We start from the raw sequence: 14,480 nt of genomic DNA, 5'->3' as shown, positions 1-14,480 counted from the left end.
TGGCAGTGGTAGGTGTGCGAGAAGATCATGGCAAAACGAGTAGAACAAATTAGGGGTCCTTTTGATCCGCAGGGGCAGCCGAACTTCGACAGTCAGAATTCTGTCTACCTAGGAGTTTTTGCATGGAACCTTGCGGGCGGCGGAGCCCCGACGATCGCTGTGATGGAAGATCCAGAGAGGCGCCGTGATTATTGGCAATGGCCTGCCGCATCCCATTTGATCAAAGAGGCGGACCGAATCGGCTGTGAGTTCCAGGTGCCGTTCGGGCGTTGGCTCGGTCATGGCGGTATCACCGAGTACAACGAGAACACTCTCGACTTCCTCACCGTGGCGGCTGGACTCGCCCCGCTGACCTCGAACATCCTCCTGCCGTCGACAGCGCACATTGGGTATCAGCATCACCCGGTGCAGTTCGCCAAGTGGGGAGCGGCCATCGATCACATGTCCGATGGTCGATGGGGTCTCAACATCGTCGCCGGCTGGATTCGTGACGAAGTCGAGATGTTCGGCGAGACGTTCATGGACCACGATCTCCGGTACGACGTGTGCGACGAATTCGTCACGTTCATGAAGCACTGTTGGTACGCGGACGAGCCGTTCGACTTCGAGGGCGACTACTTCACCGGCAAGGACATCTGGGTCACGCCAAAGCCCAGCCGTAAGCCCCGGCCGGTCCTCGTCAACGCCGGCTACTCGCCGGCCGGCATGGATTTCGCTACGAAGCACTGCGATTGGCTCTTCGCAGCCAACCCGAGCGGGGATCCGCAAGACCTCGGTGACGTGGCCAACCGGGCCAAGGAGCAAGCGGAGAAGTACAACCGCCAGGTCCGAGTGATGAGCTTCTGCTACTGCATCTGGGAGGAGACCGACGAGAAGGCCGAGATCCTTCTCGCCGAGCAGCAGGGAATGATGGACGAGCTGGCGACGAGCTGGCACCTGTACCGCGGGCTCGACCAGCCGGGCACCAAGACAGGCGCATCGTTCTCACTGCCACTCGGCGGCGAGACGGCGACGCTCAAGCAGGCCGTCGGCGCCGAGAACTTCGTCCGCTACGGACTCGGCATCGCCGGCCGTCAAATCGTCGGCGGCTACGACTCGGTCGCGGAGCACATCCGGATGCTCCACACCGACTACGGACAGGAGGGTCAGCTCTTCTGCTGGCTCGATCCACTGCGAGGGATCCATCAGCTGGAGGACCACATCATCCCCCGGCTTCGCAAGATGGGGCTACGCAAGTGACATCGGAAACGACAGAGACGCATTCGCCCGAGGGCGCGGAGCAGCCGGAAGAGGAGATCACCCAGACCGTCGCGCTCCAGACGCTGCAGCCGCAGCGAAAATTCCATCAGAAAGTGGCTATCACCCGAGGCCCCTTCGATCCAGGCGGTCAGCCCGACGTCGAGAGCCCCCATCGCCTCTTGGTGGGTCTCTGGGGCTGGAACGCGTCCTGCGGAACCGTGGCGTCGAAGGCGGTCCTCGAGGACCGCGACCGCTTCCGGGACTACTGGCAATGGCCCCGGGCCTCGGCGCTGGTGGAGTCGGCGGACCGCGCCGGTTTCGATTTCGAGCTCCCATTCGAGCGGCGCTTCGGATACGCCGGCGAGATCGGCTTCCACGAGGACAGCCTCGACTCATTGACGACCGCCCCGGCACTGGCCCAGGTGACCGAGAACCTGACGCTCTTCTCGTCGATCCACATGAACGAGCATGCCCATCCGCTGCACATCGCCAGGTTCGGCGGCAACTTCGACCACGTGTCGAACGGACGCTGGGGCCTGAACATCGTTCCCGGTTGGAGTCGTCGTGATGCCGAGGTGATCGGCTTGGACAACGACTACAGCCTCCGGTACGAGATCGCCGACGAGTTCGTCACCTTGATGAAGCACTGGTGGTCCCTGACGACGCCGTTCGAGTTCGAAGGCGAATACTTCAAGTCCACCCGTGTCGGAATGGTCGGCCCCAGGCCGACGCGTCAACCGCGACCGATCCTGATCTGTGGCGATGCATCCGAAGGCGCCGTGGACTTCGCAGCGAAGCACTGCGATTGGCTCCTCTGCAACGCCCCCGAAGACGACTTGAGTCTGCTGGCCCCCCACGTCGAACGCACGAGGGTCTACGCCGCGCACAACTACGGCCGGCGACTCAAGATGCTCGTCCAGGTGTTCGTGACGATGGCAGAGACCGCGGAGTCGGCGCAGGCGGAATACGACGGGCTCGTCGCGGCAATCGACTCGACTGCGGCAGACAACATCGTCACCGAGGCGTTGGAGCAGCCCGCAGAGGCGGAAGGACTTCTGGACACCGCCATCGCCGATCGGCTCGGCGACGGTTCGCTCGAGGAGCTCGTCGGTACGGCGAACTACCGAAAGCTGGCCATCGGGTTCGGCGGGATCCACCTCATGGGCAGCTTCGACGACGTCGCCGAGCAGTTGCGAGACCTCGCCGACGACCACATGCAGGACGCGGTTGCGTTGTCGTTCCTCGACCCCATGAAGGGAGTCCACGAGGTCGAAGACGAGCTCATGCCGCGGCTCAAGAAGATGGGCCTTCGCGCCTAGACCGTTCCGAACGCAGATCGAAAGGAAAGACAACCATGAGTCGAGAATCGACATTGACCAAGACGGCAGTGAGAAAGAGGAACAAGTTCGTCGAGTCGATGCGCCTCGGGTTCTTCCATCCGACCGGGTGCCTCCACACCACGTCCAAACGTGTCGCCGACGCGAACCCCGACTGGCTCGACGTCGAGATGCACAAGCAACTCGCGAGCCTCGTCGAGGAAGTTGGATTCGACTACATCTTCATGCTCGACTTCCCGATCCCGTACGGGCCCGAGAGCACGCGGGCCAAACACATGGATCCGCTGCTGCAGCCGATAATGCTCGCCCCGTACCTGTTCGCCGCGACGAAGCGCATCGGCGTGGTGACGACCCTCTACACCACGACGTACCTACCGGCGGCGATCGCCCGTTTCGGAGCAAATCTGGACGTGCTCAGCGGTGGGCGCTGGGGGTGGAACGTCGTCACCGGTATCCCACCCAGAGGCGAGTACACCGGTGAGGTCTTCGGCGTGGACTTCCCGTCTCACCAGGACCGCTATGACGCAGCCGATGAGCTGATCACGATCGTCAAGGCGCTATGGACCTCCGATGAGCCGATCGAATTCGAGGGGGAGTTCCATCGATCGAAGGGCAAGATCGTCGGTCCGAAGCCCTTGCAGGAGCCGTGGCCCCTGATCGTCCAGGCCGGCGGGTCACCGCGCGGTCGGGAGTTCGCGGCGAAACACACGGACTACAACTTCATGATCGCGATGGAGCCGGAGACGGGCGCCGAGCTCCTCGCAGATACGCGGGCGCGGGCCGTGCAGCACGGACGGCAGGAGGACGACGTCGTCTCGCAGTTCGCCATCCTGATCTTCATGCGAGACACCGACGAAGAGGCGAGGGAGTTCTATCGGTCGGTCGTCGACTCACTCGATTGGGGCGCGGTCGCGGAGTACTACGACGCCGCGGCCGACCCGGGAGGCGTGAAGGAGACCGCCGACATGTACGCCGGACTCACCAGGAGGGAGATCCTCGAGCACTGGGGAATCGGTCAGGGCCTGTTCCGTCTCGTCGGGAGCCCGGAGACCATCGCCGAGGGCCTGCTGAAGATGTATCAGGTCGGCTGTCTTAATGGCTTCGCGCTGTCCTTTCCGATTTGGTCAGAACACGCGATTCGCGACTTTGCGGAGAAAGTACTGCCGATCCTCAAGGCGGAGGGCGTTTGGATTCCGCCTTGGGAAAGAGACTGGTGTTGGTGAAGGTTGTCTAGGTTGCAGGTGGAGCCGGGTCTGGTAATGGTTGCGGTCCACTTTATTCCATATGTAGATCGAGTGGAGGAGCGAGGATTTGGAGCAGAAGTCACATACCCATGGATGTCCTTCGTGCGAGAAGGTGTACGAGTGCACGGAAGGTGGTTGGCACGCAATCGATTATCGCTGGTTCATTCGTTGTGAGGAGTGTCTGGCGAAGGAAGAAAGTCGAATTGCGGCATCGACTTCCCAGGGAGACGACGCCTAGCATGAACCGCGCATAGGAACCCGATGAAGTTGGATAACGTATTGGTCAGCGTCGATGATCACGTTGCCTCGATAACGCTGAACCGTCCCGACAAGCGTAACTCGATCCGCCCCGAGATGGTGGCCGATCTCTTCACAGCGCTCGACTGGCTCGAGAGCCAGGTGGAGGTTCGCTGCCTCGTGATAGATGCTGTAGGCCCGGCGTTCTGCGCTGGTGCCGATTTGAAGGATTTCTCGGAGGAGTGGGTCGAGCGAGCGGCCCGACCTTCTGGCGAAGCGATTCGAGGTCTGTTGGAAATGATGACAGCCCTTTCGGACCTCGTATTCAGGCTGCGCGGGATCTCTTACCCAGTAATAGCAGCTGTGAACGGGCCAGCAATGGGTGGAGGATGCAATCTAGCGCTGGCATGCGACATCCGCCTAGCAACACCGAGCGCGCTCTTCGCCTCGAGCTTCGTGAAGATCGGGCTGAGTTCTGCCGCAATGGGTGGCACATACCTGTTACCGAGGGCGATCGGTGAAGGTCGGGCTCTTGAGCTGCTTCTGACCGGGCGCGGCGTCACCGCTGAGGAGGCCGACCGCATCGGCCTCGTCAACAGGGTCGTGCCGGACGAGGATCTCGCGGACGAGGTGCGCAGCCTGGCAGCCGAGTGTGCCGCTCTGCCGCCGCTTGCCCTTGCTGCAACGAAGAGGGCCACAAGACTGAACGCGACTGCCACGTTGGAGCAGACGCTCGCGTTGGAAGCGCAGTTGCAAGCCCCCTTGTTTCTCTCGTCGGATCACCAAGAGGGGATGCTCGCGTTCCTTGAAAAGCGTCGGCCAGCATTCGAAGGTCGATAGCCGGACAGGATGTCGGGAGGCTACACATGCAAGAGGACCGGCGGCTGCCATTGGAGGGTATTCGTGTCTTGGAGGTCGGTGAACTGATTGCGGGTCCTTTCACATGTACTCTCCTCGGAGAATTTGGTGCGGACGTAATAAAGATCGAGCGGCCGAAGAGGGGCGACCTTATTCGCCTTTTTGGACCCCAGACTGACGGAGAGTTCGTCTACTGGTCAATGCTTGCACGAAACAAGAAGTCGGTTGTGGTCGATCTGAATAACACGGCAGGACGCGCGATTCTCGGAGATCTGATCAGGCAATCAGACGTTCTGATGGATAGTCTGCGCCCGGGGTTGTTCGATACCTGGGGCTTCGACGATGAGACGCTTCAATCTATGAACCCGCGCTTGATTACTCTGCATGTATCGGGGTTCGGAAGAACCGGTCCGTATAGTTCGCGTCCGGGTTATGACCCGGTTGCCCAAGCAATCAGCGGTCTCAGTTACATGACGGGAGATCCAAATGGGCCGCCAATGCGCGCAGGAGGCAGCATTCCGGTATGTGATTTTACTACGAGTTTCCTGGGCGCTCTTGGCATATGCCTTGCCATCATAGAGCGCTTTTCCTCGGAGCGAGGACAGGTCATTGACGTCGCACTCTACGACCTTGCATTCCGCGTACTGGCACCGCTGCTCACCCTGTACGACAGATCTGGAGAAGTATACGGACGTCACGGGAATCGCAGCCTTGGAGGTGGACCCACCGGCCATTTTCGCACTAAGGACGACACGTGGTTGGCAATTTCAATACAGGGCGATGACCAGTTCGACCGATGCGCTCGAGCAATCGGTCGTGAGGATTGGACTGAGAAACCGGAGTACCAGACGATCGACTCGCGCACCATACATCGAGAAGTCATTGATGGCGCGATGGCTGATTGGGTTGCTGTTCGGACGGCAGAAGATGTGGTGGATAAGTTGGAATCGAATGGACTAGTTTGCGGCGTAATATTGACGCCCGCCGATGCAGCTCAGGACCCGCATCTGAAGAGTCGCAGCCTCCACCGCAGCGGCACGGACGGCTCACTTCTTCCGTGGCCGGTTCCGATGCTCTCCTGCACGCCTGGCCAGTCTGAGGGCCGAGCGCCCGATCTTGGGGAACAGACTGCAGAGGTGCTGAAGCAGATCCTCGGGTACACCGACGATCGTGTCGAGTCCCTCAGATCAGCAGGGATCATTGAGATGCTCTAGAAGCTGAGGTTGACCGTATGTGGCTGCGGTTATGTTGAAAAGCACGAGATTCTGTTTTCGTGAGTACTGGCGTGTACCGCAAAGATGACAGCTGGACCAACTAACGGGTCCCCGTCAATTACGGCGCGGAAAAGCAGATTCAAGAGTTCGACAGGTAGGGCGTCCTCTACACGAGCCTTACCCGCGCCAACAAGGAACTCGCCGTCGTCCATGCCCGGCCGCTTCCCCGCGGTCTGCGCCCGCCCCGCTGATCGCCTCCGAGCGGCGATCCTTCTTGAGCACGTGACGTAAATTGGCTCTTCGCGCTTTGGCGTGGAGTGAGGGTGTCGAGGCGGCAGGCGACGGGCATGATGAGGGGCCTGATTCTCGTACTATTTTCGGTGAACATTCGTCGAAACTCGTGACTGTTTTTGCGTGCGATTGACGCGGTACATGTGTACGCTATTGTCATGTTCGCCGACCTGCTGTACCGGCTCGACGCCGACGGCTCGGAGCCCGCCGAGACCGGTCCCGGCGCTGCCGGCATGGGGTCGGCGTGGCCGGACCCAGCGGCCATTTGGCGCTTCGACGACTCGCACAACCGCAGCGCCGATACAGCCGATGCGGCCGAGTCGCCGGGCGATGCTGGCGACATGGCAGGTTCTGCGGCAACGCGGGATGGTTCGCTGCGGGATGGTTCGCTGCGGGATGGTTCGCTGCGGGACGGCGGCTGGGGTGCGGTGGCCGAGCCCGGGCCCTCAGCCGGCAGCGACGGTACTGCCGCGGCTGGGTGCGGCGTTGACGGGAGCGAGGGCTTGGCGTCGCTGGGCTATGGCGATCTGAAGGATCTCGTGGTCGAGCTGGCCGCTGAGCGGGCGCGTGTCGAGGGCCGTTATCTGGCGGCGGTGGGTGAGATGGCGTCGCGCAACGGGGCGCAGTCGGCTGCGTTTGTGCTGCGTGACCAGACGCGTCTGAACGCGTCGCAGGCCCGCAGCGAGGCCCGTCTGGGCGAAGACCTCGTTTCCCAGGGCATGACAGCGACGCTGGACGCGATGCGCGTCGGCGAGATCGGGATGTCCCATGCGAGGGTGATCGCCCGCGAGGCGCCCAAGAAGCATCGTCGCAGCGAGGCGGACTTCATCGAGCTGTGCCGGGTGTATCCCTCCGACAAGGTGGCCAGTTATCCGCTGGCGTATCGGAGCCAGGAGGTGTTCGCCGATCTCGATGCCGAGGCCGCCGCTGAGGGTCTCGGCCCGGTCGACGCGGAGCTGGCGTTGCAGCGTGCGCAGCGGTGGGGGTCGATGCGTCTGGGCGACGACGGCATGTGGCATCTGGCCGGCAAGTTCGACTTCCGCGCCGGACGCCAGGTCAACACCGCCCTGCAGGCCATGGTGCGATCGCTGCGCCGCAGCGCGGAGAACACCGACGGCACCGCCAACGACAGCAACGCCGTCGACCATGCCGCGGCGGGCCGCCCCGACGCGAACGACGGCACGGACGACAGCGGTGCTGGGGTTGTGCCGACGCGTGCGCAGCTCACTGCGGACGCGATCAGCGACCTCATCGCGGGCACCACCAACGTCGGTCGGGCCAGGACCAGCCTGGTGATCGTGGCCGACTACGACGTGGTCAACGACCGGCTCACGAACCCCCGCCTCGACGACGGCACGCCGATCTCAGCCAAGATGCTCGCCGACCACGCCGCCGACGCCAACGTGCTGCCCGCAATCTTCAAGGCCGACTGGTCAGAGCTCGCGCTGGGACGCACCCGCAACGCCAGCGACGCCCAGCGGCTCATCCTCGCAATGCGCGACCAGGGCTGCATCGGCTGCGATCTCACCCCCGAGCACACCGAAGCCCACCACATCGACTACTTCGAGAACGGCGGCCCCACCGAGATACCGAACCTGGCATCGCTGTGCTTTGACTGCCACAGCGATCTCCACCAACACGGCCGCCAGATCGAGACCCCACCCGACGGACGACCCCGCCTGCGACCACCCGAACCCCACAGCACCGGACCGCCCGCCCGAGCGCCCGCCGCCTCCCGCAGCCCGTAGTTCCACACCGTTGCCGACATCGGCTACCCACACCGGTCATAGCTCCGACGAAGGCGACAGGCCGCTGCTCGCGACCGCTCACATGCTCCATGACGGCGCCGAACTGTTGCACTTCGCCCAAACCCGCGCCCAGCAGTTCACCGAGCGAGATGAGCAAGCCCACATTTTCACCTGCCGGACAGTCCCCATACCGGTGCTTCGCGTTTGCGCGTGGAGTAGCTCGGTGAGGGTCCGGGCCTGTCAGACGCTCCCTTGTCAAGCGGCGAGTGCGAAGGGCTGATTTCGGGTCTGTTCGTCGCGCCACATTCGTCGGATGACGCGGTTGGCGAGTTGGCGTTTGTGGGCTCGTCTGGCTTCGCGTCGTGTCTTGCCTTCGGTGGCTTTTTTGGCGAGGTAGGCAATCGCTTGGGGCTGGCTGCGCTGCTGGGTGACCGACGCGATGTGCAGCACGCTGTTGATGCGCCGGTTGCCTCTGAAGTCGAGCCGGTGCTTGACGGGGTTGGCGGCGCCTTCGCCTGAGGACAGGGCGACGGCGCCGGTGCCGCACCAGCGGGCGAACTTGGACTCGCGGTCGAACCGGGTCGGGTCGCCGACCTCGCACAGCAGCGTGGCAGCTGAGATCGGGCCGATGCCTGGTTCGTCGCGCAGGGTGGTGCCGTGGCGGTCGAGCAGCTCGTCGATGAGGCGTTCGAGGCGGCGGATCTCGCGGCGAGCTGTGCGGTCCTGGCCGATGAACGCCTGGAGCCATTCGAGCCGATATTTGCCGGCGGGGGTCGTGTCGGTGTCGGGGTCGATGTGTTCGAGGCGGCGCAGCCTGGCTTCGATCTTGCCGTTCGTGGTGAGCTGGTCGCGTATCTCGGTCGGCAGCTTGGAGATCTGGTCCGCGACATGGTGCAAACCCAGCGTGCGTGCGGCCACCAGGGCCCGGCGGTGCTCGAGCACAGCCTCGATCTCGGCCACGGCAGGGTCATAGACCTCCAGCGTCTGGACGGGTCCCAGCGTCGGCTCGGCCAACAGCGCCCGGGCCGAGGCGACCGCGTCGACAGCGTCGGTCTTGCCCAGCTGACGCGAGCGGCGCTGGGCCGCTGAGCGCGACGCCGGGACCTCGCGGGCGTCGAACCCGGCTGCTGTGAGCGCGATCGCGACGTGCGCTCCCCACTTGGCGGATCCCTCCACGCCGACCTGGCAGACGGCGTGAGCGTCGAGCAGATCGATCGCTTCGCCGTACCCGGCGGCGGTGTTGTCGAACGTCTCGTGGGTGATCTCGACGCCGCGATGGTCGACGATCCCTGCGGTGAAGGTGTCCTGGTGGGGGTCGATTCCCCCGACTGGCGGTGTCATGCTGTGCTCCTGCTGGAAGTGAAACTCCGGTGGGTCCGGGAACGGCAGGGGCGCTTCGTCACAACCGAGTCGAGACAGTCAGGCTCCCTTCAAGACAGGAGCGCTCCTGCCGGCCCCACACTCGACGCGACACGTCTGACAACAGGCACAAGGCCACAAGTCTGGTGGAGTCACCGTCGAGCATGGAACCGGACCGTAACCCCCTGGCAGAAGGCGCCGGCAAACCCAACAGTGACACTCGGATTGTTGGTGAACGCCCGGTTGGCGACCCGGGCCATCATTCGTGCCCGGCGCTCCCGCTTTGAGAAGCGTGCCATCTCAGCCGGTCAGTGCCAGCTCGGACAGCTCCGGAGGTTCGTCGAGCTTGACCAGGCGCCCCGGGAAGCCTTTGAAGTGGGGGACGCCCTGTTCGTGATCGAGCCATTCGTCGGCGTCGTCACACAACACGGCATCGCTGTTGATGAACGCGCCAGCCAAGTCGGCCTCGCCCCGCAGCTCCGGATACCACCAGCCGTGGGGCACCCGCACGTGGCCCGCCTTCATCGTGTCCCTGACTGCGATGGCGGCGACCACGCTGCCCGTGGGCGTCTCGAGCCGAGCCCAGTCTCCGTCAACGAGACCCTCGCGGGCAGCATCGTCGGGGTGGAGAAAGAGGCTCGGCCGCGGTACGCGGCGCCGAAGCACCCCGATGTTGCGCTGGCCCGTCTGGAAGAAGGGGTCTTCGCGCATTCCGGTGAAGACCGCGTAGGGATAGTCGTCATCGGGGCCCACCGGCGGCTCCCGGTGGTAGGGCAGCGGGTCGAAACTGATTCACCCTGGGTGTTGCGCAGGCTGTGGGGGTCTCTGCGTTTCGCGGAGGTGGATTACTGGATTCATGCTGCGGGTTGGTGTTGATGTCGAGTCTCGAACTCGATGGGTGTGAGCATGCCAAACGAGGTGTGCCGACGCTGTTGGCGCTGATGTCTTTGATGAGCAGCAGCAGCGTGAGGTCGCCGATGGGGGACGGCTCGAAGCCGAAGTGCCGGTAGAAGCCACTCACCCGGTCGTCCTCTGCATGTATGAGGACGAGGCGCAGCCCGGTGAGTTCGGCCACTTCGAGGGCGGTGAGCAGGAAGTGCTTCAACAGGGCGGCGGCAAGGCCTTCACCCTGGTGCCCGAGATCGACGGCGAGGCGGCCGAGCAACATCGCGGGCAGCGGGTCGGGCTGGTTCCGCGCGGCTCGACCTGTCGCCTCGGAGCGGGCCACGACTGCAGTGCTCGATGCGTAGTACGCCACCGCCTGGTCCGCTTGTGCGACGACCCAGGTTCGGCTCGAGCCCTCGCGCTGGTTGCGAAGAGCTCTGCGGCGCAGCCGGTTGTTCAGCGCTTGGTCGCCGCAGTCGAAGGCGTCGACATCGTGCGCAGCCGAGAGCAGTTCCGGACCGCGGTAGGCGCTCACCCCAGACGTTCAAGCACCGATGGCTCGGCGAGCAGAGACGCGATCTTGGGCTTGTCGCCGACCGGCCGGTCCCACTCGTCGGGTGAGAGCGCGAACACGCGGCGGTCGGCCAGATCGTCGGTGGCGGAAGCCAATGCGCAGCTCACGACATACTCATTGAGCGACTTTCCGGTCGCACGCAGTGCCTGACGGACAATCGCGTCCTGCATCGGCGTCACCCGTAGCGTCCACCGTTCGGTCTTGGTGCTCATGCACCGATTGTACGTCAGATCGACGTATACATGAGGTGTGAATTAGAGCGTGAGCGGATAGGTGGCGACGTCCGGCAGCCCCACGGCCCGGACTTTGCGCAGAAATGCCGCCACAGACGGCAAAATTGCACAAAGAAAGCGTGACAGCAACATTCCGAGACGTCACCTATCCGCGCGGCCTCTTAGCGGCGTCGGTCTGTGTGTGGCCGCAGCTGTCAGAAGGCGCCGTGAGCTTGCAGCTGCGACAAGCTGGCCGCGAGGTCGCGTTCGCGGTGCGCATTGCGAACGGTCACCAGATCGGCGAGTCGATGTGCTTCGGCCCAATCGCTGTCGGTCGCCACCTCGGCGAGTGATCTCAAGTCGTCGGCATCGGTCGGTCGGCGCCGATCGTCACGTGCCAGCAGCGTCATGACGATCAAGCTGCCGATGCTGGCAACTGGCAGGACGGTTCCGGGCAGCACTTCGATCTGCTGGGCCGAGGCGACGATCTCGGGCTCGACCCCGCACATGGCGAACATCAGGTCCAAGCCCACGCCAGTTGCGGCGTCATGAACCCGGACACCGCGATGCCGCCAACCAGCGCAAAGCCCTTGCCGAGTTCATTCAGCACATCACTTGCGCGCACGAGTGCGTCGTCGAGGCGCGTCACTGCAAGTGCGGGGGAATGGGGATTTCGCGGAGGTAGCCGTCGGCGTCGAGGTGGCGGTCGCCGCCCGAGGCCCACTCGTCGATGGCGTCGCGGATTTCTGCCTGCGTGACCGTCGGATTGCTGCGCCGCAGACGAGCTTCGATCATGCGCTCGGCGGCCTCGAACAGATCAAAGACAGTGATGCCCCGGCTCGAATCACGCCCCACAGTCTCAAGATACGGCAATTGCCCCCATGGCCGGTCGCTTGCAGAAGCGCATCACCCGTGATCGGGCGGGCATTGTCAACGGGGTCCTTGTCAATCACGGCAGAATGAGAGTGTGAGTTCCCGCCGGTTCGACCTTGCTCGGGTCGAACGCAACATCGGTCAGCTTGGCTAGGACCATGCCTGCGGTATCGCGCGTCCTGCCGTGGCGGCGCTTGCCGAACATGGTCGCGGCCGACATCTCGCCGGTCGTCGAGCGCTACCGGCAACTCTGGCCGAAGCGATCGCCCGAGCTCGTGATCCGTGCCTACGAGGCTGCCGCGCAGGCGCACGAAGGTCAACGGCGCAAGACCGGCGAGGCGTACATCACCCACCCGGTCGCGGTGGCCGGAGTGGTTGCCGATCTCGGCCTCGACGACACGTCGATCGCCGCAGCACTGCTGCATGACGCCGTCGAGGACACCAGCGTCGAGCTCGTCGCGCTGTCCGACGAGTTCGGTTCTGAGGTGGCGGCCATCGTGGACGGTGTCACCAAGCTCGACCGGGTGCGTTTCGCCTCCAAGCAGGCGCAGCAGGCCGCCACGCTGCGCAAGATGCTGGTGGCGATTGCGAACGATCCGCGCGTGCTGATGATCAAGCTGTCGGACCGCCTGCACAACATGCGCACGGTCGGGGCTCTGGACGGCACCAAGCAGGCCGACATCGCCCGCGAAACGCTCGACATCTACGCCCCGCTCGCCAACCGGCTGGGCATGCAGCAGGTGCGAGACGAGCTGGAGGACCTGGCGTTCGCAGCGCTGTACCCGAAGCGCTACGCCGAGATCGACCGAATGCTCGCCGAGCGCACACCCGAACAGGAGCGGTACGTCGACCTGGTGCTGACCGAGGTCCGTGAGCAGCTGTCCCGGATGAAGATCGACGCCACGGTGACCGGACGCAAGAAGCACCACTGGAGCGTGTATGAGAAGATGGTCATCAAGAACCGCTCGTTCGACGAGATCTTCGACTTGGTGGGCATCCGGGTGGTCGTCCCCACGATTCGCGACGCGTACGCGGCCCTGGGCTCGATCCACGCGACCTGGAAACCGGTGACTGGCCGGTTCAAGGACTACATCGCGATGCCCAAGTTCAACCTGTACCAGTCCTTGCACACGACGGTCGTGGGACCCTCGGGCACCGCGGTGGAAGTGCAGATCCGCACTGTCGAGATGCATCAACGGGCGGAATTCGGGGTGGCGGCCCACTGGCGCTACAAGGCGGAGCGCAATGGCGCTTCGGCCGCCGAGGCGGACATGCCGTGGCTGAGCCGTCTGGTCGAGTGGCAGGCAGAGTCTGACGACCCGGCCGAGTTCATGCGCACCATCGCCAGCGACCTGGGCCACGGAGAGGTGTACGTGTTCACGCCCAAGGGCGACGTGGTGACGCTGCCGACCGGCGCCACACCCATTGACTTCGCCTACGCCATCCACACCGACATCGGCGATTCGCTTATCGGTGCCAAGATCGACGGGCGGCTGGTGCCGCTCGATCGGCAGCTGCGCTCGGGCGACACGATCGAAGCGTTCACGTCAGACGATCCGGGAACCCGGCCGTCGCGCGATTGGCTGGAGACTGCGGTCACCCCCCGGGCCCGCTACAGCATCCGGCGCTGGTTCGCCCGCTCCGATCGCTCCGAATGGGTAGCTGCCGGCAGGGAGGCCGTCTCGGACGAGTTGCGCTCCCAAGGGCTGAAGGCGTCGCTGCTCATCGACGGCGACGAGATGCAAGCAGTGGCGGAGCAGTTCAGCCGGGCCGACCCCGAGTTGCTCTTCGAAGCGGTCGGCAAGGGCGACATTCAGTCGCATTCAGTGGCCAAGCGACTCGTTGACAACCTGCGCGACGAGGGCGACGGCGTGCAACTGCCGGCCCGCCCCGCCCGCCAGCGCGGCTCACGCCGTCGCCGCTCCGCCGGCGTTCATGTCGACGGCCACGACGACTCGCTGGTGCGCCTCGCCCGCTGCTGCAGCCCCGTACGCGGCGACGAGATCCTGGGCTTCGCCACGAGCGGGCGAGGCCTCTCGGTGCATCGCGCCGACTGTGCCAACGCGGCCGAGCTGGCGACGTCCTCGAACGCCCGACAGGTCGAAGTGGAGTGGGACGAGAGCTGGGCGGGCGAGTTCGCCGCGGCGCTGGAGGTTCGGGGCCTCGACCGCAACCGACTGCTCCTCGACGTTGTCAACGTGGTCTCGGGCCGCCATGACCTGTCGATCGCGAGCTGCGACACGTTCGTGGGCGACGATCAGGTCGCAGTGATGCAGTTCGAGGTCGAGGTCGGCGATCCGGTGCTGCTGGATCAGCTGCTGGCGGCGTTGCGGGACGTCAATGGCGTGTTCGACGCGTACCGCACCATCGAAGGCCTCGCCCGCACCGAATACTGAGGGTGCGCACCAA

General features: G+C 64.2%; 14 protein-coding genes. 7 read left to right on the top strand and 7 right to left on the bottom strand.

What is annotated here, in order from left to right:
- Positions 1-27 precede the first annotated feature (27 nt).
- The 6 genes from ACOCMM_RS14275 (at position 28) to ACOCMM_RS14250 (ending at position 8,168) form a co-directional block, all read left to right on the top strand.
- Complete coding sequence (locus ACOCMM_RS14275) at positions 28-1,239, top strand: LLM class flavin-dependent oxidoreductase (protein ID WP_419553804.1); 1,212 nt, start codon at positions 28-30, stop codon at positions 1,237-1,239.
- Positions 1,236-2,558: an LLM class flavin-dependent oxidoreductase gene (locus ACOCMM_RS14270; RefSeq protein WP_419553803.1), complete on the top strand. Its 1,323-nt coding sequence runs from the start codon at positions 1,236-1,238 to the stop codon at positions 2,556-2,558. The genes ACOCMM_RS14275 and ACOCMM_RS14270 overlap by 4 nt, the downstream gene beginning before the upstream one ends.
- A gap of 35 nt (positions 2,559-2,593) precedes the next feature.
- Positions 2,594-3,799 carry an LLM class flavin-dependent oxidoreductase gene (locus ACOCMM_RS14265; protein WP_419553802.1) on the top strand — a complete coding sequence of 402 codons (1,206 nt, stop codon included), beginning with the start codon at positions 2,594-2,596 and terminating at the stop codon, positions 3,797-3,799.
- A 282-nt stretch (positions 3,800-4,081) separates the two neighbouring features.
- The gene (locus ACOCMM_RS14260) at positions 4,082-4,897 is read left to right on the top strand and encodes an enoyl-CoA hydratase/isomerase family protein (protein ID WP_419553801.1); all 816 of its coding nucleotides are present in this window, start codon (positions 4,082-4,084) and stop codon (positions 4,895-4,897) included.
- Between the two features lie 26 nt (positions 4,898-4,923).
- A complete protein-coding gene (locus tag ACOCMM_RS14255; protein WP_419553800.1) occupies positions 4,924-6,129 on the top strand; it encodes a CaiB/BaiF CoA transferase family protein in 1,206 nt (401 codons plus the stop codon).
- A gap of 449 nt (positions 6,130-6,578) precedes the next feature.
- Complete coding sequence (locus tag ACOCMM_RS14250; protein WP_419553799.1) at positions 6,579-8,168, top strand: HNH endonuclease; 1,590 nt, start codon at positions 6,579-6,581, stop codon at positions 8,166-8,168.
- Positions 8,169-8,423: 255 nt separating this feature from the next.
- Here the strand turns inward: ACOCMM_RS14250 and ACOCMM_RS14245 are convergent, their stop codons facing one another.
- From ACOCMM_RS14245 to ACOCMM_RS14215, 7 genes are all read right to left on the bottom strand, one after another.
- Positions 8,424-9,509, bottom strand: coding sequence for an IS110 family transposase (locus tag ACOCMM_RS14245; protein WP_419553798.1), 1,086 nt, complete (start codon positions 9,507-9,509; stop codon positions 8,424-8,426).
- Between the two features lie 318 nt (positions 9,510-9,827).
- Positions 9,828-10,280, bottom strand: coding sequence for a molybdopterin dinucleotide binding domain-containing protein (locus ACOCMM_RS14240; protein ID WP_419553797.1), 453 nt, complete (start codon positions 10,278-10,280; stop codon positions 9,828-9,830).
- Positions 10,267-10,947: a GNAT family N-acetyltransferase gene (locus ACOCMM_RS14235; RefSeq protein WP_419553796.1), complete on the bottom strand. Its 681-nt coding sequence runs from the start codon at positions 10,945-10,947 to the stop codon at positions 10,267-10,269. Before ACOCMM_RS14235 ends, ACOCMM_RS14240 begins: the two co-directional genes overlap by 14 nt.
- Positions 10,944-11,198 (bottom strand): DUF1778 domain-containing protein, encoded by a 255-nt coding sequence (locus ACOCMM_RS14230; protein WP_419553795.1) that lies wholly within the window; start codon positions 11,196-11,198, stop codon positions 10,944-10,946. Before ACOCMM_RS14230 ends, ACOCMM_RS14235 begins: the two co-directional genes overlap by 4 nt.
- Before the next feature lie 215 nt (positions 11,199-11,413).
- Positions 11,414-11,731 carry a hypothetical protein gene (locus tag ACOCMM_RS14225; RefSeq protein WP_419553794.1) on the bottom strand — a complete coding sequence of 106 codons (318 nt, stop codon included), beginning with the start codon at positions 11,729-11,731 and terminating at the stop codon, positions 11,414-11,416.
- On the bottom strand, positions 11,716-11,847 hold the full coding sequence (locus ACOCMM_RS14220; protein ID WP_419553793.1) for a hypothetical protein: 132 nt from the start codon (positions 11,845-11,847) through the stop codon (positions 11,716-11,718). Before ACOCMM_RS14220 ends, ACOCMM_RS14225 begins: the two co-directional genes overlap by 16 nt.
- On the bottom strand, positions 11,844-12,053 hold the full coding sequence (locus ACOCMM_RS14215) for a hypothetical protein (protein WP_419553792.1): 210 nt from the start codon (positions 12,051-12,053) through the stop codon (positions 11,844-11,846). The genes ACOCMM_RS14220 and ACOCMM_RS14215 overlap by 4 nt, the downstream gene beginning before the upstream one ends.
- Before the next feature lie 176 nt (positions 12,054-12,229).
- Between ACOCMM_RS14215 and ACOCMM_RS14210 the strand changes: the two genes are divergently transcribed.
- On the top strand, positions 12,230-14,467 hold the full coding sequence (locus ACOCMM_RS14210; RefSeq protein ID WP_419553791.1) for a RelA/SpoT family protein: 2,238 nt from the start codon (positions 12,230-12,232) through the stop codon (positions 14,465-14,467).
- Positions 14,468-14,480 lie beyond the last annotated feature (13 nt).

Origin of the sequence: Candidatus Poriferisodalis sp. (assembly GCF_965198245.1) — a bacterium.
In the GTDB taxonomy this organism is placed as follows: Bacteria; Actinomycetota; Acidimicrobiia; order Acidimicrobiales; family Poriferisodalaceae; genus Poriferisodalis.
This window is presented reverse-complemented; position numbering and strand designations above follow the sequence as displayed.